15 protein-coding genes are annotated in these 17,774 nt (G+C 74.2%); 11 read left to right on the top strand and 4 right to left on the bottom strand.

Features of this window, described 5'->3' with window-relative positions:
• Positions 1-33 precede the first annotated feature (33 nt).
• From PUR26_RS31200 to PUR26_RS31190, 3 genes are all read left to right on the top strand, one after another.
• Positions 34-879: a GNAT family N-acetyltransferase gene (locus tag PUR26_RS31200; RefSeq protein ID WP_329877648.1), complete on the top strand. Its 846-nt coding sequence runs from the start codon at positions 34-36 to the stop codon at positions 877-879.
• A gap of 16 nt (positions 880-895) precedes the next feature.
• Positions 896-1,453: a GNAT family N-acetyltransferase gene (locus PUR26_RS31195; RefSeq protein WP_329877646.1), complete on the top strand. Its 558-nt coding sequence runs from the start codon at positions 896-898 to the stop codon at positions 1,451-1,453.
• A gap of 230 nt (positions 1,454-1,683) precedes the next feature.
• The gene (locus PUR26_RS31190; protein WP_329878552.1) at positions 1,684-3,378 is read left to right on the top strand and encodes a proline--tRNA ligase; all 1,695 of its coding nucleotides are present in this window, start codon (positions 1,684-1,686) and stop codon (positions 3,376-3,378) included.
• A 7-nt stretch (positions 3,379-3,385) separates the two neighbouring features.
• Here the strand turns inward: PUR26_RS31190 and PUR26_RS31185 are convergent, their stop codons facing one another.
• From PUR26_RS31185 to PUR26_RS31170, 4 genes are all read right to left on the bottom strand, one after another.
• Complete coding sequence (locus tag PUR26_RS31185) at positions 3,386-4,366, bottom strand: slipin family protein (RefSeq protein WP_329877644.1); 981 nt, start codon at positions 4,364-4,366, stop codon at positions 3,386-3,388.
• A 152-nt stretch (positions 4,367-4,518) separates the two neighbouring features.
• On the bottom strand, positions 4,519-5,415 hold the full coding sequence (locus tag PUR26_RS31180) for an aminoglycoside phosphotransferase family protein (RefSeq protein ID WP_329877642.1): 897 nt from the start codon (positions 5,413-5,415) through the stop codon (positions 4,519-4,521).
• Between the two features lie 63 nt (positions 5,416-5,478).
• Entirely contained in the window at positions 5,479-5,895 is a 417-nt protein-coding gene (locus PUR26_RS31175; RefSeq protein ID WP_329877640.1) for a DUF4439 domain-containing protein, read from the bottom strand.
• The gene (locus tag PUR26_RS31170; RefSeq protein WP_329877638.1) at positions 5,892-6,458 is read right to left on the bottom strand and encodes a hypothetical protein; all 567 of its coding nucleotides are present in this window, start codon (positions 6,456-6,458) and stop codon (positions 5,892-5,894) included. Before PUR26_RS31170 ends, PUR26_RS31175 begins: the two co-directional genes overlap by 4 nt.
• 155 nt (positions 6,459-6,613) lie before the next feature.
• On the opposite strand from PUR26_RS31170, the gene rimP reads away from it, so the two are divergent.
• The 8 genes from rimP to PUR26_RS31130 all read left to right on the top strand — a co-directional run bounded on the left by rimP (position 6,614) and on the right by PUR26_RS31130 (position 17,738).
• On the top strand, positions 6,614-7,111 hold the full coding sequence (rimP, locus tag PUR26_RS31165) for a ribosome maturation factor RimP (protein ID WP_329877636.1): 498 nt from the start codon (positions 6,614-6,616) through the stop codon (positions 7,109-7,111).
• Positions 7,112-7,113: 2 nt separating this feature from the next.
• A complete protein-coding gene (nusA, locus tag PUR26_RS31160) occupies positions 7,114-8,145 on the top strand; it encodes a transcription termination factor NusA (RefSeq protein WP_329877634.1) in 1,032 nt (343 codons plus the stop codon).
• Between the two features lie 129 nt (positions 8,146-8,274).
• Positions 8,275-8,553, top strand: coding sequence for a YlxR family protein (locus PUR26_RS31155; RefSeq protein WP_329877632.1), 279 nt, complete (start codon positions 8,275-8,277; stop codon positions 8,551-8,553).
• A 150-nt stretch (positions 8,554-8,703) separates the two neighbouring features.
• Positions 8,704-11,805: a translation initiation factor IF-2 gene (infB, locus tag PUR26_RS31150; protein WP_329877630.1), complete on the top strand. Its 3,102-nt coding sequence runs from the start codon at positions 8,704-8,706 to the stop codon at positions 11,803-11,805.
• Between the two features lie 138 nt (positions 11,806-11,943).
• Positions 11,944-12,237 carry a DUF503 domain-containing protein gene (locus PUR26_RS31145; RefSeq protein WP_329877628.1) on the top strand — a complete coding sequence of 98 codons (294 nt, stop codon included), beginning with the start codon at positions 11,944-11,946 and terminating at the stop codon, positions 12,235-12,237.
• A gap of 27 nt (positions 12,238-12,264) precedes the next feature.
• Positions 12,265-12,714, top strand: coding sequence for a 30S ribosome-binding factor RbfA (rbfA, locus tag PUR26_RS31140; protein WP_329877626.1), 450 nt, complete (start codon positions 12,265-12,267; stop codon positions 12,712-12,714).
• Positions 12,711-13,610: a tRNA pseudouridine(55) synthase TruB gene (truB, locus tag PUR26_RS31135; RefSeq protein ID WP_329877624.1), complete on the top strand. Its 900-nt coding sequence runs from the start codon at positions 12,711-12,713 to the stop codon at positions 13,608-13,610. The genes rbfA and truB overlap by 4 nt, the downstream gene beginning before the upstream one ends.
• Positions 13,611-13,874: 264 nt before the next feature.
• The gene (locus PUR26_RS31130) at positions 13,875-17,738 is read left to right on the top strand and encodes a trypsin-like peptidase domain-containing protein (RefSeq protein WP_329877622.1); all 3,864 of its coding nucleotides are present in this window, start codon (positions 13,875-13,877) and stop codon (positions 17,736-17,738) included.
• Positions 17,739-17,774 lie beyond the last annotated feature (36 nt).

Here is a 17,774-nt window from a genome sequence, read left to right as displayed (position 1 = left end):
ATCACCTGTTGGACCGCATGGTGAGGCACCCTCGTGTTGACGCAGACCACCACCCGGGTCCTCGAACCCAGCGATCTCGGCGCCGCGCTCGCCATCCTGGAGAGCGAGCCCGTCGCCAACGCCTTCGTGGCCGCCCGCGTCCAGGTCGCGGGGCTCGACCCCTGGCGCCTGGGCGGCGAGATGTGGGGCTGGTACGCGGACGGGCGGCTGCGCTCGCTCTGCTACTCCGGAGCCAACCTGGTGCCCATCTGCGCGACGCCCGAGGCCGTACGCGCCTTCGCCGACCGCGCCCGGCGGGCCGGCCGCCGCTGCTCCTCCATCGTCGGCCCGGCGGAACCCACCGCCCAGCTCTGGCGGCTCCTCGAACCGAGCTGGGGACCCGCCAGGGACGTCCGCGCCCACCAGCCGCTGATGGTCACCGATCAGCCCTCCACGACGGTCGACCCCGACCCGCTGGTGCGACGCGTCCGCAAGGACGAGGTGGAGGCGATCATGCCGGCGTGCGTGGCGATGTTCACCGAGGAGGTCGGCGTCTCCCCGATGGCCGGCGACGGGGGACTGCTCTACCAGGCACGCGTCGCCGAACTGGTCGGCACCGGCCGTTCCTTCGCCCGTATCGAGGACGGCAAGGTCGTCTTCAAGGCGGAGATCGGGGCGGCCACCCCGCGCGCCTGCCAGATCCAGGGCGTCTGGGTCGCCCCCGAGTACCGGGGCCGCGGACTGTCCGAGACCGGCATGGCCGCGGTGCTCGACTACGCGCTCGCCGACGTCGCGCCCGTCGTCAGCCTGTACGTCAACGACTACAACGCCCCCGCCAGGGCCTCCTACCGCCGGGTCGGCTTCCGTGAGGTGGGCGCCTTCATGAGCGTGCTGTTCTGAAAGTAAGGTTCGGCCCATGGATGACGTCGTGGTCGGACCGGTCAACCTCGCCGCGCGCGTGGACGAAGCCCTCGCCGTACAGGCCCTCGCCTTCGGACTCGGCGAGGACGAGGTCGCGGTGCGCCGCCACATCGTGCTGCGCCACCTCCTCAACCCCGGAGCGCACGCCCTCGGCGCCAGAACGGCGTCCGGACGGCTGGTCGGCTTCGTGTACGGGATGCCCAACGACCGGGCCCACTGGTGGTCCACCGTCGTCGAACCGTACCTGCGGGGCACCGGCACCCAGGACTGGCTCGACGACTCCTTCGTCATCACCGAGCTCCACGTCCACCCCGACTACCAGGGGCGTGGTCTCGGCCGCGAGCTGATCACCGGCATCACCGACGGCGCCGAGCAGCCCCGGTCGATCCTCTCCGCGATCGACGTCGAGAACCCGGCCCGCCTGCTCTACCGGGCGCTGGGCTACACCGACCTGGCGAGGCGGGTGCACTTCCCGAGCGCCGCCAAGCCGTACGCCGTGATGGGGGCCCCGCTCCCGCTGCTCCGCCGGGAGGGCTCCGGGGAGCGGAACTGATTTCCGCCAGCCGGTGCCCCACGGCTAACCTCACAGGGGGTGTCCGGTGGATCGGGCCGGGCCCGCGCCGCCCTGCGGCTTCCGTCCGCGGCGTTGTCGTCGGTCGCCGGCGCACCGCGTCGTCGCCCTCCTGCGCCCCGGCCCCGGAGCCGCACGACGCCGCCCGCCGATCCGGCCCGGTCCACCGCACACCCCTCACCATCACACTTTTGACCGCAGGAGAGTTCCCCATGGCCCAGGTCCAGCGCATGTCCCGGTTGATGGTCAAGACACTGCGCGACGACCCGGCGGACGCCGAGACGCTCAGCCACAAGCTGCTCGTCCGCGCCGGTTACGTGCGCCGCAACGCCGCGGGCATCTGGTCCTGGCTGCCGCTGGGCAAGCGGGTCCTGGAGAACGTCACCCGGGTGGTCCGCGAGGAGATGGACGCCATCGGCGCCCAGGAGGTCCTGCTGCCGGCCCTGCTGCCCAAGGAGCCCTACGAGGCGACGGGCCGCTGGAACGAGTACGGCGCCGAGCTCTTCCGCCTCCAGGACCGCAAGGGGGGCGATTACCTGCTGGGCCCGACCCACGAGGAGATCTTCACCCAGCTGGTCAAGGACCAGTGCACGTCCTACAAGGACCTGCCCGTCATCCTCTACCAGATCCAGACGAAGTACCGCGACGAGGCGCGTCCCCGTTCGGGCATCCTGCGCGGCCGTGAGTTCCAGATGAAGGACTCGTACTCCTTCGACACCACGGACGAGGGGCTGGCGGAGTCGTACGCGCTGCACCGCGAGGCCTACGTCAGGATCTTCCGGCGGCTCGGCCTGGAGCACAAGATCGTCTCCGCCGTCTCGGGTGCCATGGGCGGCTCGGCGTCGGAGGAGTTCCTGGCGCCGGCGGCGGCGGGCGAGGACACCTTCGTCCACTGCTCCTCCTGCGACTACGCGGCCAACACCGAGGCCGTCACCTTCGCGCTCGCCCCGGTCGAGGGCGCGGCCCACGGCCCGGTCGAGGAGCTCGACACCCCCGACACGCCGACCATCGAGACGCTCGCCGGGCACCTGGGCGTACCGGCCTCCGCCACCCTGAAGAACCTGCTGGTCAAGGTGGACGGCGAGATCGTCGCCGTGGGCGTCCCGGGCGACCGCGAGGTGGACCTGGGCAAGCTGGGCGACCACCTGGCCCCGGCCGTCGTCGAGCTGGTCACCGCCGACGACTTCACCGGCCGCCCGGACCTGGTCCGCGGCTACGTCGGCCCGCAGGGCCTGGAGAAGGTCCGCTACATCGCCGACCCGCGCGTCGCGCCCGGCACCGCCTGGATCACCGGCGCCAACAAGCCCGGCACCCACGCGCGGAACGTCGTCGCGGGCCGTGACTTCGAGGTCGACGACTACCTGGACGTCGTCGTGGTCCAGGAGGGCGACCCGTGCCCCGCGTGCGGCACCGGCCTCAAGCTGGACCGCGCCATCGAGATCGGCCACATCTTCCAGCTCGGCCGCAAGTACGCCGACGCCTTCCAGCTCGACGTGCTGGGCCAGAACGGCAAGCCGGTCCGGGTCACCATGGGCTCGTACGGCATCGGCGTCTCCCGCGCGGTCGCGGCCCTCGCCGAGCAGACCGCCGACGAGCAGGGCCTGTGCTGGCCCCGCGAGATCGCCCCGGCCGACGTCCACGTGGTGGCCGCGGGCAAGGCGCTCCAGACCGAGCTGGCGCTCGACGTGGCGGCCAAGCTCGGCGAGGCCGGGCTGCGCGTCCTGGTCGACGACCGCGCGGGCGTCTCCCCTGGCGTCAAGTTCACGGACGCGGAGCTCATCGGCGTACCGAAGATCCTCGTCGCGGGCCGCCGCTCGGCCGAGGGAGTCCTGGAGCTGAAGGACCGCCGCACCGGCGAGCGCGAGGAGCTCACGGTCGACGAGGCGATCGCCCGCCTCGGGGCCTGACACGCCCCTAGATGCACCCCGCCGTACCGGCGTCGTCGTCCCGTACCGGGACGGGCGGCGCCGGTTCGTGCGTCGGTGCCGCCCGGTGGGCCGGGCCCGCCGCGGGCGTGCGTGGGTCCTGGGCCCCGGCCTCGACGGCCGGTGCGGTCCCGTCGTGCCGAGCGGCCCCGTCCGGTGGCGCGGGCGGTCCGGCCCGAGCGGTCCGCCCGGGTTCGGCGGGCTGCGGGGGCTGGGCGGCGCGTTCCAGGAAACGCAACAGCTCGACGGGGAACGGCAGCACCAGCGTCGAGTTCTTCTCGGCGGCCACCGCCACCACGGTCTGGAGCAGCCGCAGCTGGAGCGCGGCCGGCGTGTCCGACATGACCTCGGCGGCCTCGGACAGCTTCTTCGACGCCTGGAGCTCCGCGTCCGCGTTGATGACCCGGGCCCGCCGCTCCCGGTCGGCCTCGGCCTGGCGGGCCATCGAGCGCTTCATCGTCTCCGGCAGCGAGACGTCCTTGATCTCCACCCGGTCGATGGTCACGCCCCACTCGACCGCCGGGTTGTCGATCATCAGCTCAAGGCCCTGGTTGAGCTTCTCCCGGTTGGAGAGCAGGTCGTCGAGATCGCTCTTGCCGATGATCGAGCGCAGTGAGGTCTGGGCGATCTGGGAGACCGCGAACCGGTAGTCCTCCACGCGGATGATCGCGGCGGCGGCGTCGACGACCTTGAAGTAGATCACCGCGTCGACCCGGACCGTGACGTTGTCATGGGTGATGCCGTCCTGGGCGGGCACGGGCATCGTCACGATCTGCATGTTCACCTTGTGCAGCCGGTCGGCGAAGGGCAGCACCATCGTGAAGCCGGGCCCTCGGACCCCGCTGCGCAGCCGGCCGAAGCGCAGCACCACGCCCTTCTCGTACTGCTTGACGACCTTGGCGGCGGCCGCGACGTAGACCGCGGCGGCCGCACCGGTCACCACGAACGCCGTCAGCAGTTCCTGGACCATGACAACCCCCTGCCGTCCGAGCCGGGTGATTGATGCGACAAGCCCAATTCTGCACCCGAGCGGGTGCGAGGGGAGCCGGCGGAGCGGAGCGGCCGCGGACCTGGCCAGGGGGTGTCTCGCCGATCAGGCCTGACCGGCGAGACATCCACCCCCTACGAGAGCCAGCCCGCGAACTCCATCAGCACCTCGCCGTCCTGCCGGCGCCCCGCCGCCAGCGCCCGGGTGCCCGACTCGACGGCACGGAAGAGCGTCCAGCCCCGCAGCCGCTCACGGTCCATGTCCAGCGAGTCGGCCAGCCTGTTCACCCGGCGACGGGCCGCCGAAGCGCCCGAGGCGGCCGCGACCAGGTCCTCCACGCGGTCGCGGACCAGCCGTGCCAGGTCGAAGGCGCGCTCCCCGACCAGGGGGTCGGGGCCCACCGCCAGCCACGGCGCCCGGTCACCCGCCAGGACCTTCCCCTGCCGGAAGGCGCCGTGCAGCAGCACTCGCTCGGGGACGTCCGCGACGAGCTCCTCGCGGGCGGCCAGCGCGGCGCGCACCAGCTCCGCCGACTCGGGGTCCGCCGCGCCCCGCATCGCCTCCGCCTGCCGGGCCGTGCGTTCCTCGACCGACTCGAAGCCGTGGTCCGGGGGCGGCTCCACCCACAGGCGGCGCACCGTGCCCGCGGCCTCCAGCAGCGCCTTGGCCTCCGGGAGGGAGCGCAGCGACATCTCCGGGTGCAGCCGCTCCAGCAGCAGACCGGGCCCGGCGGCGTCCAGCGTGCGCACCGCTCCCCAGCCGTTCCAGTGGGCGAGCGCCGCCCGTTCCCGCTCCGGGGCGGCGAAGGGCGGCGCGATCTTCAGCGCGGCGGGTTCGCCGCCCGGCTGCCGCACGAGGACGACCAGACTGCTGCGCCCGCCCGGGACCACCGGGCGCTCGGCCTCCAGCTCCCGCAGCTCCACGGCCTCCCGCGCGATCTCCGGCAGTCCGGCCAGCCAGTCACCGGCGGCCGCGTCCCCGTACGTCTCGCCGAGCGCCCGCACCAGACGCTGCGGCGGTTCGAAACCCATGCGTGCGTTGTTCCCTTTCGTCAGCCGGGCTCACATCCGCCGGCCGAGCCCACGGCCGTGGGCTCACCGTCGCTCGGCGAGCCCAGGAAAGGCTACGCCGCTGCCACGCCACCGCACGGCCCGCACCGCGGCCTCCCGCAGCGCGCCCGCGGCCTCCCGGCGCAACGTCCCCTCGGCGGCCCGCACCAGATCGGAGTAGACGCCCGCGATCCGGTCCTCCAGTTCGGCGGCCAGCCGCGCGGCGGCGGCCGCGTCCGGCACCGGGAACGGCAGCGCGTAGGCGGCCGCCGACGCCGGTGGCCGGCCGCCCAGATCCCGCACCGTGCGCTCCAGCGCGTCCCGCCGGGCCCGGTGCGCGGCGTGGGCGGCGGCCGCCTCGGCCCGCCGTGCCTCGCCGACCCGGCCGCCGACGACCCCGTACCCGTACACCGCGGCGTGCTCGGCGGCGAGTGCCGCCCGAGCGGCGTCCAGGGCGCTCACGCCGGGGCTCCCGCCGTGAGCAGATAGGCGTGCGCGGCGCCCGCCGCGGCCACCGAGGCGAGCAGCCGGGCGTACTCCGGCGGGGCGGTCATGAGCGCGGCGGTGTGGGCGTCGGTCGTGCGCCGGACGGCCAGGGCGAGGTCCTTGAGGGCGGCGGCCGGATCGGCCGGGACCGCGCCGCCGGGCCGGGCGGCCGGGGAGGCCGCGGGACTCCCGGTGGCCGGCGCCGCCGCCGGGGGAGCGGTGGCCGCCGGGGACGCGGGCGCGGCGGCCCCGCCCAGCGCCGTCGTGTGCGCCGCCACCGCCGCGCGCAGCGGGGCGACCCGCCCGGCCAGCGCGGGATGGGCGGCGAGGACCGCGTCGTACCGCCGCAGAAGCTCCGTGCTGGTCGCCGCCGACCTGCGGCGCAGCGCCGCCTCGGCCAGTGCCGCGCGCTCGGCGGCCGACGGGCCCTCGGGCTTGCGGGGACCTTCCGGCGAGGAGCAACCGGTGAACACGCCCGCGGCAGCCGTCGCGCCGGTCGCCATGAGCGCCCGCCTGCGTGTCAACCCCGTGCGCTCCACGCGTCACTCCTCCGGCCCGGTTGTGAAGATCACCGCAGGCGAGCGTACCTGCGGCTCGGTCCGGGGTGGACGGCAACACCCCCTGGGACCGGATACCCTTTGGTCTGACACGCGACGATCCCCATAACAGCACACGCGGCCGAGGAGTCACCCGGATGAGCACGACCCAGAGCGAGAGGCTGCGCGGGCTGCTTGAACCGCTCGTCAGCGCCAAGGATCTGGACCTCGAGGAGATCGAGGTGTCCCGGGCCGGCCGCCGTCGGATGCTGAGGATCATCGTCGACTCGGACGAGGGCGTGGAGCTCGACGCCTGTGCGGAGCTCAGCCGCGCCATCTCCGACAAGCTCGACGAGACGGACGCGATGGGGGACGAGGAGTACGTCCTCGAAGTGAGCTCCCCCGGCGCCGACCGCCCCCTGACCGAGCACCGCCACTACGTACGCGCCACCGGCCGTCTCGTGAAGCTGCTGTCGAACGAGGGCGGTGAGCTGGTGGCCCGCATCATCGGCGTGGACGACGAGGGCCTCGACCTCGAAGTGCCGGGCGTGAAGGGGCGCAAGCCCACCGCCCGCCGGGTGGAGTTCGGCGAGATCGCGAAGGCGCGCGTGGAGATCGAGTTCAACCGCAAGGACAAGAAGGAAGAGGAGGCGTAGCCGTGGACATCGACGTGAAGCTCCTGAAGGGCTTGGCACAAGAGAAGGAGATCCCCTTCGACCTGCTGGTCGAGGCGATCGAGTCGGCCCTCCTCATCGCTTACCACCGCACGGAGGGCGCCCGCCGCCACGCCCGTGTCGTCCTGGACCGGCAGACCGGTCACGTGACGGTGTGGGCGAAGGAGGAGGCCGCCGATCTGGAGGAGGGCCAGGAGCCCAAGGAGTTCGACGACACCCCGTCGGACTTCGGCCGGATCGCCGCCACCACCGCCCGCCAGGTCATCCAGCAGCGCCTGCGCGACGCGGAGAACGACGTCACCTTCGGCGAGTACGCCCGCCGCGAGGGCGACATCGTCGCCGGCATGGTGCAGCAGGGCAAGGACCCGAAGAACATCCTGGTCAGGCTGGACGACAAGCTGGAAGCCATCCTGCCGGTGCAGGAGCAGGTGCCCGGCGAGGAGTACACGCACGGCCTGCGCCTGCGGACCTACGTGGTCCGGGTCGCCAAGGGCGTGCGCGGTCCCTCGGTCACCCTTTCGCGTACGCATCCCAATCTGGTGAAGAAGCTGTTCGCGCTGGAGGTCCCGGAGATCGCCGACGGTTCCGTCGAGATCGCGGCGATCGCCCGTGAGGCCGGTCACCGCACCAAGATCGCCGTCCGGTCGACCCGCTCGGGCCTCAACCCCAAGGGCGCCTGCATCGGCCCGATGGGCAGCCGGGTCCGCAACGTCATGGCGGAGCTGCTGGGCGAGAAGATCGACATCGTCGACTGGTCGGACGACCCGGCGGAGATGGTGGCCAACGCCCTCTCGCCCGCCCGGGTCTCGAAGGTCGAGGTCGTCGACCTGGCGACCCGTTCCGCCCGGGTGACCGTGCCCGACTACCAGCTCTCGCTGGCGATCGGCAAGGAAGGGCAGAACGCCCGGCTGGCCGCCCGGCTCACCGGTTGGCGCATCGACATCCGCCCCGACACCGAGCAGAGCGGTGACGAGGGTGCCCACGAGGGCTCCGGCCGGCGGTCCGCCCGGGACTGAGCACCCGGCGCGGGAATACTCCCCGGTGTGGTCACGTTGTGCTACAGCGGGATCACGATCTTTTCAGCCAGCAAGTGTTCGATTTTTGCCCCAAAGGGGCGAGGTCGGTCCGGGGAGGTAGACTTAAGAGTGTCTGGCCGGACGCATGCCCGCGCATGCCCTGAACGAACGTGTGTGGGTTGCCGGGAGCGAGCGGCCAAACGCGAACTTCTGCGCATCGTGGCGATCGAGGGTGAATGTGCCCCCGATCCTCGCGGTACGCTGCCCGGCCGGGGTGCTTATGTGCATCCCGCCTCGGTCTGTCTCGATCTGGCGGTCCGCCGCCGGGCGTTCCCCCGGGCCCTCAAGGTCCAGGGACCGCTCGAAACCGCGGACGTTCGCCGTTACGTCGAGCGGCCGGCACCGTAACAAGCAGTACGGCACGGAACACCCCGTGCGGTCAGGTACCTCGCGAGTTGGAAGTAGGTCGAGATTGCGATGAGCACTCGATGAGTACGCGATGAGTACGCCCATGAAGTAGCGACGGTCCGGCGGTAACCCGGACCTAAAAGGAGCGAAGTGGCTAAGGTCCGGGTATACGAACTCGCCAAGGAGTTCGGCGTCGAGAGCAAGGTCGTCATGGCCAAGCTCCAAGAACTCGGTGAATTCGTCCGTTCGGCGTCCTCGACGATCGAGGCGCCGGTTGTACGCAAGTTGACTGACGCACTGCAGGGGCCCGGCGGCAACGCCGGCAAGTCCGCTGCGAAGCCCGGCGCGCCCCGCAAGGCCGCGCCGGCCAGGCCCGCCGCCCCCGCGCCCTCCCCGGCGCAGGCGGCTCGTCCCGCTGCCCCGAAGCCCGGCGCCCCGGCGCCGAAGCCCGCGGCTGCGGAGAAGCCCGTGACGCCGGCCCCCTCGGGCCAGCGTCCCACCCCGGGTCCCAAGCCCGCCGCCGCGCCGAAGCCGGCGCCCGCGGCCCCGGCTCCGGCCAACCCGGAGTTCACCGCGCCTCCGGCGGCCCCGGCCGCCGGTCCCCGGCCCGGTGCCACCCCCGGCCCGCGTCCGGCCGCCCGCCAGCAGGGTGAGCGCGGTCAGGGTCAGGGTGAGCGCGGTCAGGGCGAGCGCGGTGCCCGTCCGGGCGGCGCGCGTCCCGGTGGCCAGCAGGCCCCCCGCCCGGGTGGTGCCCGCCCCGCGGGTCCCCGCCCCGGCAACAACCCCTTCACCTCCGGCGGCTCCACCGGCATGGCGCGCCCGCAGGCGCCCCGTCCGGGCGGCGCCCCCCGTCCCGGCGGTGGCCAGGGCGGTCCCGGTGCCCCGCGTCCGCAGGGCGGCCCCGGTGGCGCTCCGCGTCCCGGTGGTGCCGGTGCTCCCGGCGGTGCCCGTCCGACCCCCGGCGGCATGCCCCGTCCGCAGGCGCCGCGTCCGGGAGGGCCCGGTGGCGCTCCCGGCGGCAACCGTCCCAACCCGGGCATGATGCCGCAGCGTCCCGCTGCCGGCCCGCGTCCCGGCGGCGGTGGCCCCGGTGGCCGCGGTCCCGGCGGCGCCGGTCGCCCGGGTGGCGGTGGCGGCGGTCGTCCCGGCGGCGGCTTCGCCGGTCGTCCGGCCGGTCCCGGTGGCGGTGGCGGCGGCTTCGCCGGCCGTCCCGGTGGCGGCGGTGGCGGCGGTGGCCGTCCCGGTGGTCCCGGCGGCGGTGGCGGCGGCTTCGGCGGTCGTCCCGGCTTCGGTGGCCGTCCCGGCGGCCCCGGTGGCCGTGGTGGCACACAGGGTGCGTTCGGCCGTCCCGGCGGTCCGGCGCGTCGTGGCCGCAAGTCGAAGCGTCAGAGGCGCCAGGAGTACGAGGCCATGCAGGCCCCGTCGGTCGGCGGCGTGATGCTGCCTCGCGGCAACGGACAGTCCGTCCGCCTGTCGCGCGGTGCGTCCCTCACCGACTTCGCGGAGAAGATCAACGCCAACCCGGCGTCGCTCGTCGCCGTGATGATGAACCTCGGCGAGATGGTCACTGCCACGCAGTCCGTCTCCGACGAGACGCTGAGGCTTCTCGCCGACGAGATGAACTACGTCCTGGAGATCGTCAGCCCCGAGGAGGAGGACCGCGAGCTTCTCGAGTCCTTCGACCTGGAGTTCGGCGAGGACGAGGGCGGCGAGGAATACCTCGTGTCCCGCCCGCCGGTCGTGACCGTCATGGGTCACGTCGACCACGGCAAGACCCGACTGCTGGACACCATCCGCAAGACGAACGTCGTCGCGGGCGAGGCCGGCGGTATCACGCAGCACATCGGTGCGTACCAGGTCTCCACCGAGGTCAACGACGAAGAGCGCCGCATCACCTTCATCGACACCCCCGGTCACGAGGCGTTCACCGCCATGCGTGCCCGTGGTGCCAAGTCGACCGACATCGCGATCCTCGTGGTGGCGGCCAACGACGGTGTGATGCCCCAGACGATCGAGGCGCTGAACCACGCCAAGGCAGCCGGTGTGCCGATCGTGGTCGCGGTCAACAAGATCGACGTCGAGGGCGCGGACCCGACCAAGGTGCGCGGTCAGCTCACCGAGTTCGGTCTGGTGGCCGAGGAGTACGGCGGCGACACCATGTTCGTCGACATCTCCGCCAAGCAGGGCCTCAACATCGAGAGCCTGCTGGAGGCCGTGGTCCTCACCGCGGACGCCTCGCTCGACCTGCGGGCCAACCCCGAGCAGGACGCGCAGGGTATTGCGATCGAGTCCCACCTCGACCGTGGCCGCGGCGCCGTCGCGACCGTCCTGGTCCAGCGAGGCACCCTGCGGGTCGGCGACACCATGGTGGTCGGCGACGCGTACGGCCGTGTCCGCGCGATGCTCGACGACAAGGGCGAGAACGTGGAAGAGGCGGGTCCGTCGACCCCGGTCCTCGTCCTCGGTCTCACCAACGTCCCGGGTGCCGGCGACAACTTCCTCGTCGTCGACGAGGACCGCACGGCCCGCCAGATCGCCGAGAAGCGTGCCGCTCGTGAGCGGAACGCCAACTTCGCCCGCCGGGGCGTCCGGTTCTCCCTGGAGAACCTGGACGAGGCCCTCAAGGCCGGTCTGGTGCAGGAACTCAACCTCATCATCAAGGGCGACGCGTCCGGTTCGGTGGAGGCTCTCGAGTCCTCGCTGCTCCAGCTCGACGTCGGCGAAGAGGTCGACATCCGCGTCCTGCACCGCGGTGTGGGTGCGGTCACCGAGTCGGACATCGACCTGGCGACCGGCTCCGACGCCATCGTCATCGGCTTCAACGTGCGCGCCGCCGGGCGTGCCGCGCAGATGGCCGACCGCGAAGGCGTGGACGTCCGCTACTACTCGGTCATCTACCAGGCGATCGAGGAGATCGAGGCGGCCCTCAAGGGCATGCTGAAGCCGGAGTACGAAGAGGTCGAGCTCGGCACGGCGGAGATCCGCGAGGTCTTCCGCTCGTCCAAGCTGGGCAACATCGCGGGTGTTCTCATCCGCTCCGGCGAGGTCAAGCGCAACACCAAGGCGCGCCTGGTCCGCGATGGCAAGGTCATCGCGGAGGACCTCAACATCCAGGGTCTGCGTCGCTTCAAGGACGACGTCACCGAGATCCGCGAAGGCTTCGAGGGCGGTATCAACCTCGGAAACTTCAACGACATCAAGGTCGACGACGTCATCGCGACGTACGAGATGCGCGAGAAGCCGCGCGCCTGATCCGACCAGCGGTACCCGGGGCCGGTCGGCGGAAGTTATTCCGTCGATCGGCCCCGGCCGTTCCGTGTACGGTTCTTGTGTCCCTGCCAAGAGGCCGGCGGGGCCACTACCCCGAACCGGCGGGACATCCGGGCATACATGTATGTGGGGACGCTGTCCTTCGATCTGCTCCTCGGCGACGTACGGTCGCTGAAGGAGAAGCGCTCCGTCGTCCGGCCCATCGTGGCCGAGCTCCAGCGCAAGTACGCGGTGAGCGCGGCGGAGACCGGCGACCAGGACCTCCATCGCCGGGCCGAGATCGGCCTCGCGATGGTGTCCGGGGACGTCGGGCACCTGACGGATGTACTGGACCGGTGCGAGCGCCTGGTCGCCGCCCGGCCCGAGGTGGAGCTGCTGTCCGTACGGCGGCGGATGCACACCGATGAAGAGTGAACGCAAGACGAAAGAGGAGACGGACCGGTGACCGACAACGCGCGGGCCCGCAAGCTGGCCGATCGCATCCAGGTCGTGGTCGCGGAGACCCTGGACCGGCGTATCAAGGATCCGCGACTGGGGTTCGTGACCATCACGGACGCCCGGGTCACCGGTGACCTGCGGGAGGCCACGGTCTTCTACACGGTCTACGGGGACGACGAGGAGCGAGCGGCCTCCGCCGCCGCGCTGGAGTCCGCCAAGGGCGTCCTGCGCTCCGAGGTCGGCCGCCAGACCGGTGTCCGCTTCACCCCGACCCTGACCTTCGTGCCGGACGCGCTGCCGGACAACGCCCGCACCATCGAGGACCTCCTCGACAAGGCGCGCGCGAAGGACGCGGAGGTGCGGGAGGTGTCGACCGGCAAGACGTACGCCGGCGAGGCCGACCCGTACCGCAAGCCGGGCGAGGACGACGAGGACGGCGCCACCGCGGAATGAGCAACGCAGCAAAGACGCCCGACGGGCTTGTCATCGTCGACAAGCCGTCGGGCTTCACTTCGCACGACGTCGTCGCCAAGATGCGCGGCATCGCCAGGACCCGCCGCGTCGGGCACGCGGGCACGCTGGACCCGATGGCGACCGGGGTACTGGTCCTCGGGGTCGAGAAGGCCACCAAGCTCCTCGGCCATCTCGCGCTGACGGAGAAGGAGTACCTCGGCACCATCCGGCTCGGGCAGAACACCGTCACGGACGACGCCGAGGGCGAGATCACCTCGTCCGCCGACGCCTCCCGGGTCACCCGCCAGGCCGTCGACGCGAGGGTCGCCGGACTGACCGGCGCCATCATGCAGGTGCCGTCCAAGGTCAGCGCCATCAAGATCGACGGAAAGCGGTCCTACGCGCGGGTGCGGGGCGGCGAGGAGTTCGACATCCCGGCCCGTCCGGTGACCGTCTCCTCGTTCCAGGTGTACGACGTCCGGGACGCCGTCGCCGAGGACGGCACGCCGGTCGTGGACCTGGTGGTCTCCGTGGTCTGCTCCTCCGGCACGTACATCCGGGCGCTCGCCCGCGACCTGGGCGCCGGGCTCGGCGTCGGCGGCCACCTCACCGCGCTGCGGCGCACCCGGGTCGGCCCGTACAAGCTCGACGCGGCCCGCACGCTCGACCAGCTCCAGGAGGAGCTGACCGTGATGCCGATCGCCGAGGCCGCCGCGGCCGCGTTCGCGCGCTGGGACGTGGACGAGAAGCGGGCGAAGCTGCTGCTGAACGGCGTACGGCTGGACATGCCGGCGTACGCTACGGCGCCGGTGGCCGTCTTCGGGCCGGACGGCCGTTTCCTCGCCCTGGTCGAGGAGAAGAACGGCAAGGCCAAGAGCCTGGCCGTCTTCGGCTGATCCGTCGGGCCCGCCCTGGAAGTGCCGCGCCGCCCCGGTGGTGCGACACGGCACCCAGAGCGCGCTGTCGTGGAGCGGGCAGGACGCCCGCCCGCTCCACGCCTCCCTCCCCCTCCCGGCCGACCCGTCCGCCCGGGTCGCCTCGACGGGGACCCACGGGATTCACCCGGTTGGCCAGGCGCTCGGAGTGAAGGCCAGGAGCACTCGGGGGCGCTTTGCCGACCGGGCTTCTCGCGGTGATCACCGGCGCCCTACGGTCGGAGCATGGAACGCGAGGACCGGTCGACGCTGGTGCGGATCTGCGATCCGGCGGGCCGGACCCGCGGCACCGGCTTCGTCGCCGATGACCGGGGCACGGTCGTGACCGGCCATGAAGCCGTGGACGGCCTGCTCGGCGTCGTGGTGCACGCCCCCGGGGGCCGCAGCTGCGCGGCCGGGGCGGACGCCATCACCCCCCTGCCGGAGTGCGGCCTGGCACTGGTGGGCACCGAGGGGCTTGGGGTGCGGCCGCTCCCCATCGGCGAGCGGCCCGACATCGAGCCGGGCACATATGTACGGTTCGCCGCCCAGGGATGGCGCGAGGCACGGGTGCTCGGGGACGCCCGGGTCACGTACACCGCCACCGACCGCTTCCACCTGCTCGACGACGTCCTGGAGCTGGCGGTCGGCACGGCCGGCAGCGAGGCCCTGCGGCTGGGCGGCGAGGCCGCGGGCGGGCCCGTCCTGGACGCCGCGAGCGGGGCGGTCCTGGCCGTCCTCGGCACCGCGCTGCACGCCGGGCACCGCGCGGCGGGTTTCGCGGTGCCGCTCGCCCGCACCGCCGCGGCCGATCCCGAGGGCCCGCTCGGCCGCCTGCTGCGCCGCAACGCCGCGAGCGTCCCCGTCCACGGCCCCCGCCTCAACCTCGCCGGGGCGCTGGAGCTCACCGCGACCACCGCCCCGCCGGCCGACCCGGCCGGCACCCGGCCCGCCCCCGTGGAACGGGCCGAGACCGGCCGGGAGTTCGCGCTCTTCGAGGACTGCGGCGCCCCGGTGCTCGCGCTGGTCGGAGACCCCGGCACGGGGCGTACCACCGAACTGGCCGCGTTCGCCGCCCGCCGGGCGCGGGGCGGCGAGCCCGCGCCGACGCTGTGGCTGCGCGGCGCCGACCTGTGGGCGGACGACGCCTCGGTGGCGGACGCGGCGGGGCGGGCGCTGCGGCGGGCCGGGCGCGTCGTGACCGGCGCGGGCGCCCCCGGCGACATGGCGTACGCCACCGCCGAGCGGGTGGCCCGGCTCGCCCGGGCGGCCGGACGGCCCCTCGTCGTCCTCCTCGACGGCCCCGAGGAGAGGCCGCCCGTCCCCGCGCACCGGCTGTCCGAGTGGACCACCGGGACGGTCGGCTGGCTGCGGACACACGGCGCCCGGCTCGTCCTGGCCTGCGGGCCCGAGCACTGGGAGCAGGCAGGAGCCCTCTTCCCCGAGGGCGCGCTGTACCGGCCCGCCCGCGCCGCGCGACGGCTGCCGGCGGCGCTGACGATCGGCGACCTGGCCGCCGACGAGGCCCGGCGGGCCCGCGAGGCGTACGGGCACGCGGACCTGTCGGTCGCCGCGGCGGACGCCCGCCACCCGCTGGCCCTGCGTCTGCTGGCGGAGGTACGGGAGGCGCTGCCCGGGGCCGTACCGGGGCGGCCCGGACGGGAGGAGGTCTTCGCCGCGCACCTCGACCTGATGTGTCTGCGGATCGCCGTGCGGATCGCCGCCGCCTCCCACCCCCCGGTCCGGGGCACGGCCGTGCGCCGGCTGGCGGCCGCGGTGGCGGGCCGGGTCCACGACGCGGCACGGCACTGTCTCGGACCGGGGCAGGGGGAGCTGGCGAGGGAGGTGTTCGAGGAGCTGTTCCCCTGGGGGCCCGGCTGGGCGTCCGCGGTGCTGGCCGAGGGGCTGCTGGTCCCGGCGGGCGCGGGCTACCGGTTCGCCCACGAGGAGGTCGCGGACTGGGTGCAGGGCGGGCACCTGGACCTGGACGCGGCGCTGCGCCTGCTGGTCCACCGCCCGCCGTCGCGCCCGCGTCCCGCCGGGTCGGCGCCGGGCGCGAGCCGCACCCGGCCGCGCCCCCGGTACGGGCCGCCGCCGCTGCCGGTGGCCGGAACCGTCGCGCGGCGGTCCACGGACGCGGCGGCGGGGACGGCGGCGTGCTCCGGGCCGGCGTCGGAGGCGGACCACGCCCGGGCGCTGCCCGTCCCCCGGCACCGGGTCGGGCCGGTCGTCCAGGCACTGCTGCGCCTCGGCCGCGTCCACGGTCCGGCGGCCCTGTCACGGCGCCTGGAACGACTGGCCGGCGCGCTCGACGGGCCGGAGGCGGCGGTGACCGGGGCCCCGCCGCGTTCGGCGGCGCCGGGGGCCGGCGCGCAGGCGGAGCGCCGGGACCAGGAGGGAACGGAGCTCGCCGACGAAGCCCTCTGGTGGTCCGCGCGCTTGCTGAGCCGGGTCCTGCTGCGGGTCGAGGACGCCCGGCCGTACCTCGGGGTGCTCAGAGGGCTCGCCGAGCGGATCGCCGACCCGCGCGCGCGTACGGCGCCGCCGGGGCACCGCACGGTCCGCGCCGAGTTCGGTCCCTGGTTCTGGGAGGGGCTGGCGCTCGGCGAGGACGAGCGGATGGACCTGCTGCGACGGCTCGTCCCCGCCGACGGGCCGCCCGGCACCCACGACGACGGCGCCCGCTACCTGGACACCGTCGCCCGGCGACTCGCGCTCGACCCCCGGGGCGTCCAGCCCCTGCTGTGCCGCTGGTTCGGCGACGAGCGGCCGCTGCCCGCGGAACCGGGCGCCCGGGTGCGGCCCACCGTCGCCGGGGTGGCGCAGGCCCTGCTGTACGCCCGCCGGGACCTGGCCGTCGACGACCTGTGCGAGGCGCTCGTCGCCACCGCCCATCCGCGCGCCGGGAAACTGCTCGCCTCCCTCGCCGAGGACGAGCCCGCCGCGCTGTGCCGGGCCGTCGACCGCTGGGCCCACGACGACACGCGCCCCGGCCGCCGGGCGGCGGCCGCCGCCTGTGGGCGGCTCGTCGCCCTCCACGTCACGACCGCGGCCGACCGGGAGCTGTTGCGCTACGCCGCCCTCGCGCTGCTCGCCCGGCCCGCCGACCAGGCCCTGCACGGCCCGGCGCTCGGTCTGCTCGTACGCGACCCGCGCACCCGCTCCCGCTATCTCCCGCAGGCGCTGGCGATGTTCCGGTCCGGCGGTCCCGGGCCGGCCGCCGACGCGCTGGCAGCGGCTCTCGGCACCCACCCGGAACCGGTCCTCGACGCCTTCCGCACCCGGCTCCGCGAGCCGGACGACGGCGCGGCCGAGGTGCTGCGCGCCCTCGCGGACGTCCACGCGCCCGCGATCTCCCGCCGGGTGTGCGCGCTGATCCGCGACTACGTCGGGCGGCACCCCGAAGGCGCCGTGCACGCGGCCCGGTACGTCGATCTGCGCCTGGAGCACGGGCCCGGCGCCCGCGCGGTGCTCCTGCCCCTGGTGACGGCTCTGGTACGGGACGGCTCGGTGCGGGTGCGCAGCCCGCTGGCCACCGTCCTCGCGGCGCCCGGCCCCGCGGTCTCGGCCCTCCTGCGGGCCGAGCTGCTGGAGGTGCTGCTGGAGCACGAACAGCACGCGTGCAGGGACATCGCCGTCCTGGACGCGGTGCTGCGGGCTGCCGCCCTCGGGGCGGGGGAGCGCCCGGATTCCCGCACCCGGCAGCTGGTGCACCGCGTCGGGCTGCTCCTGGCCCGTACGCCCGAGGGGGCGGCCCGCTTCGACCAGGCTCTCGTCGAGCTCGCCCGTGAGGTACCCGGCTTCGCGGTCCTGGTCGCGGACTGGGTCGCCGGGGCGCCGCGGGAGTGGGCGCGGGCCGCCGGACCGGGCGCGCGACGGACCGTCGCGTCCCTCGCGGCGCTCGCCCGCCCGGCCAGGGTCCCCCGCCCCGCCACCGCCCCGCCGAGCGGCGGACAGGGCCCGGTGCGGGGCGCCGGCACCGAGTGGACGGCCGGCTCAGGGCCGGGCCGCGATCAGGGCGCGGAGCCGGTGCCGCTGCCCGGCCCGGTGCCGAGTCCGATGCCGATGCGGGCCGCAAGCCGTGGGCATGGCAGTCTTAGACCTGCGTAACGGTCATGAGTACACGGGTTCGGGCGAGGAGCGGTC

The organism is Streptomyces sp. SP18CS02 (assembly GCF_036322365.1).
In the GTDB taxonomy this organism is placed as follows: domain Bacteria; phylum Actinomycetota; class Actinomycetes; order Streptomycetales; family Streptomycetaceae; genus Streptomyces.
Note: the sequence above shows the minus strand (reverse complement) of the source record. Positions and strands in the feature narration are given on the sequence as shown.

Coding starts and splice junctions, on each gene's coding strand:
- PUR26_RS31190 (WP_329878552.1), top strand. CDS start 1,684: ATGGCCCAGGTCCAGCGCATGTCCCGGTTGATGGTCAAGACACTGCGC.
- rimP (WP_329877636.1), top strand. CDS start 6,614: ATGAGCACGACCCAGAGCGAGAGGCTGCGCGGGCTGCTTGAACCGCTC.
- PUR26_RS31130 (WP_329877622.1), top strand. CDS start 13,875: ATGGAACGCGAGGACCGGTCGACGCTGGTGCGGATCTGCGATCCGGCG.
- PUR26_RS31185 (WP_329877644.1), bottom strand. CDS start 4,366: ATGGTCCAGGAACTGCTGACGGCGTTCGTGGTGACCGGTGCGGCCGCC.
- truB (WP_329877624.1), top strand. CDS start 12,711: ATGAGCAACGCAGCAAAGACGCCCGACGGGCTTGTCATCGTCGACAAG.
- PUR26_RS31145 (WP_329877628.1), top strand. CDS start 11,944: ATGTATGTGGGGACGCTGTCCTTCGATCTGCTCCTCGGCGACGTACGG.
- PUR26_RS31195 (WP_329877646.1), top strand. CDS start 896: ATGGATGACGTCGTGGTCGGACCGGTCAACCTCGCCGCGCGCGTGGAC.
- PUR26_RS31180 (WP_329877642.1), bottom strand. CDS start 5,415: ATGGGTTTCGAACCGCCGCAGCGTCTGGTGCGGGCGCTCGGCGAGACG.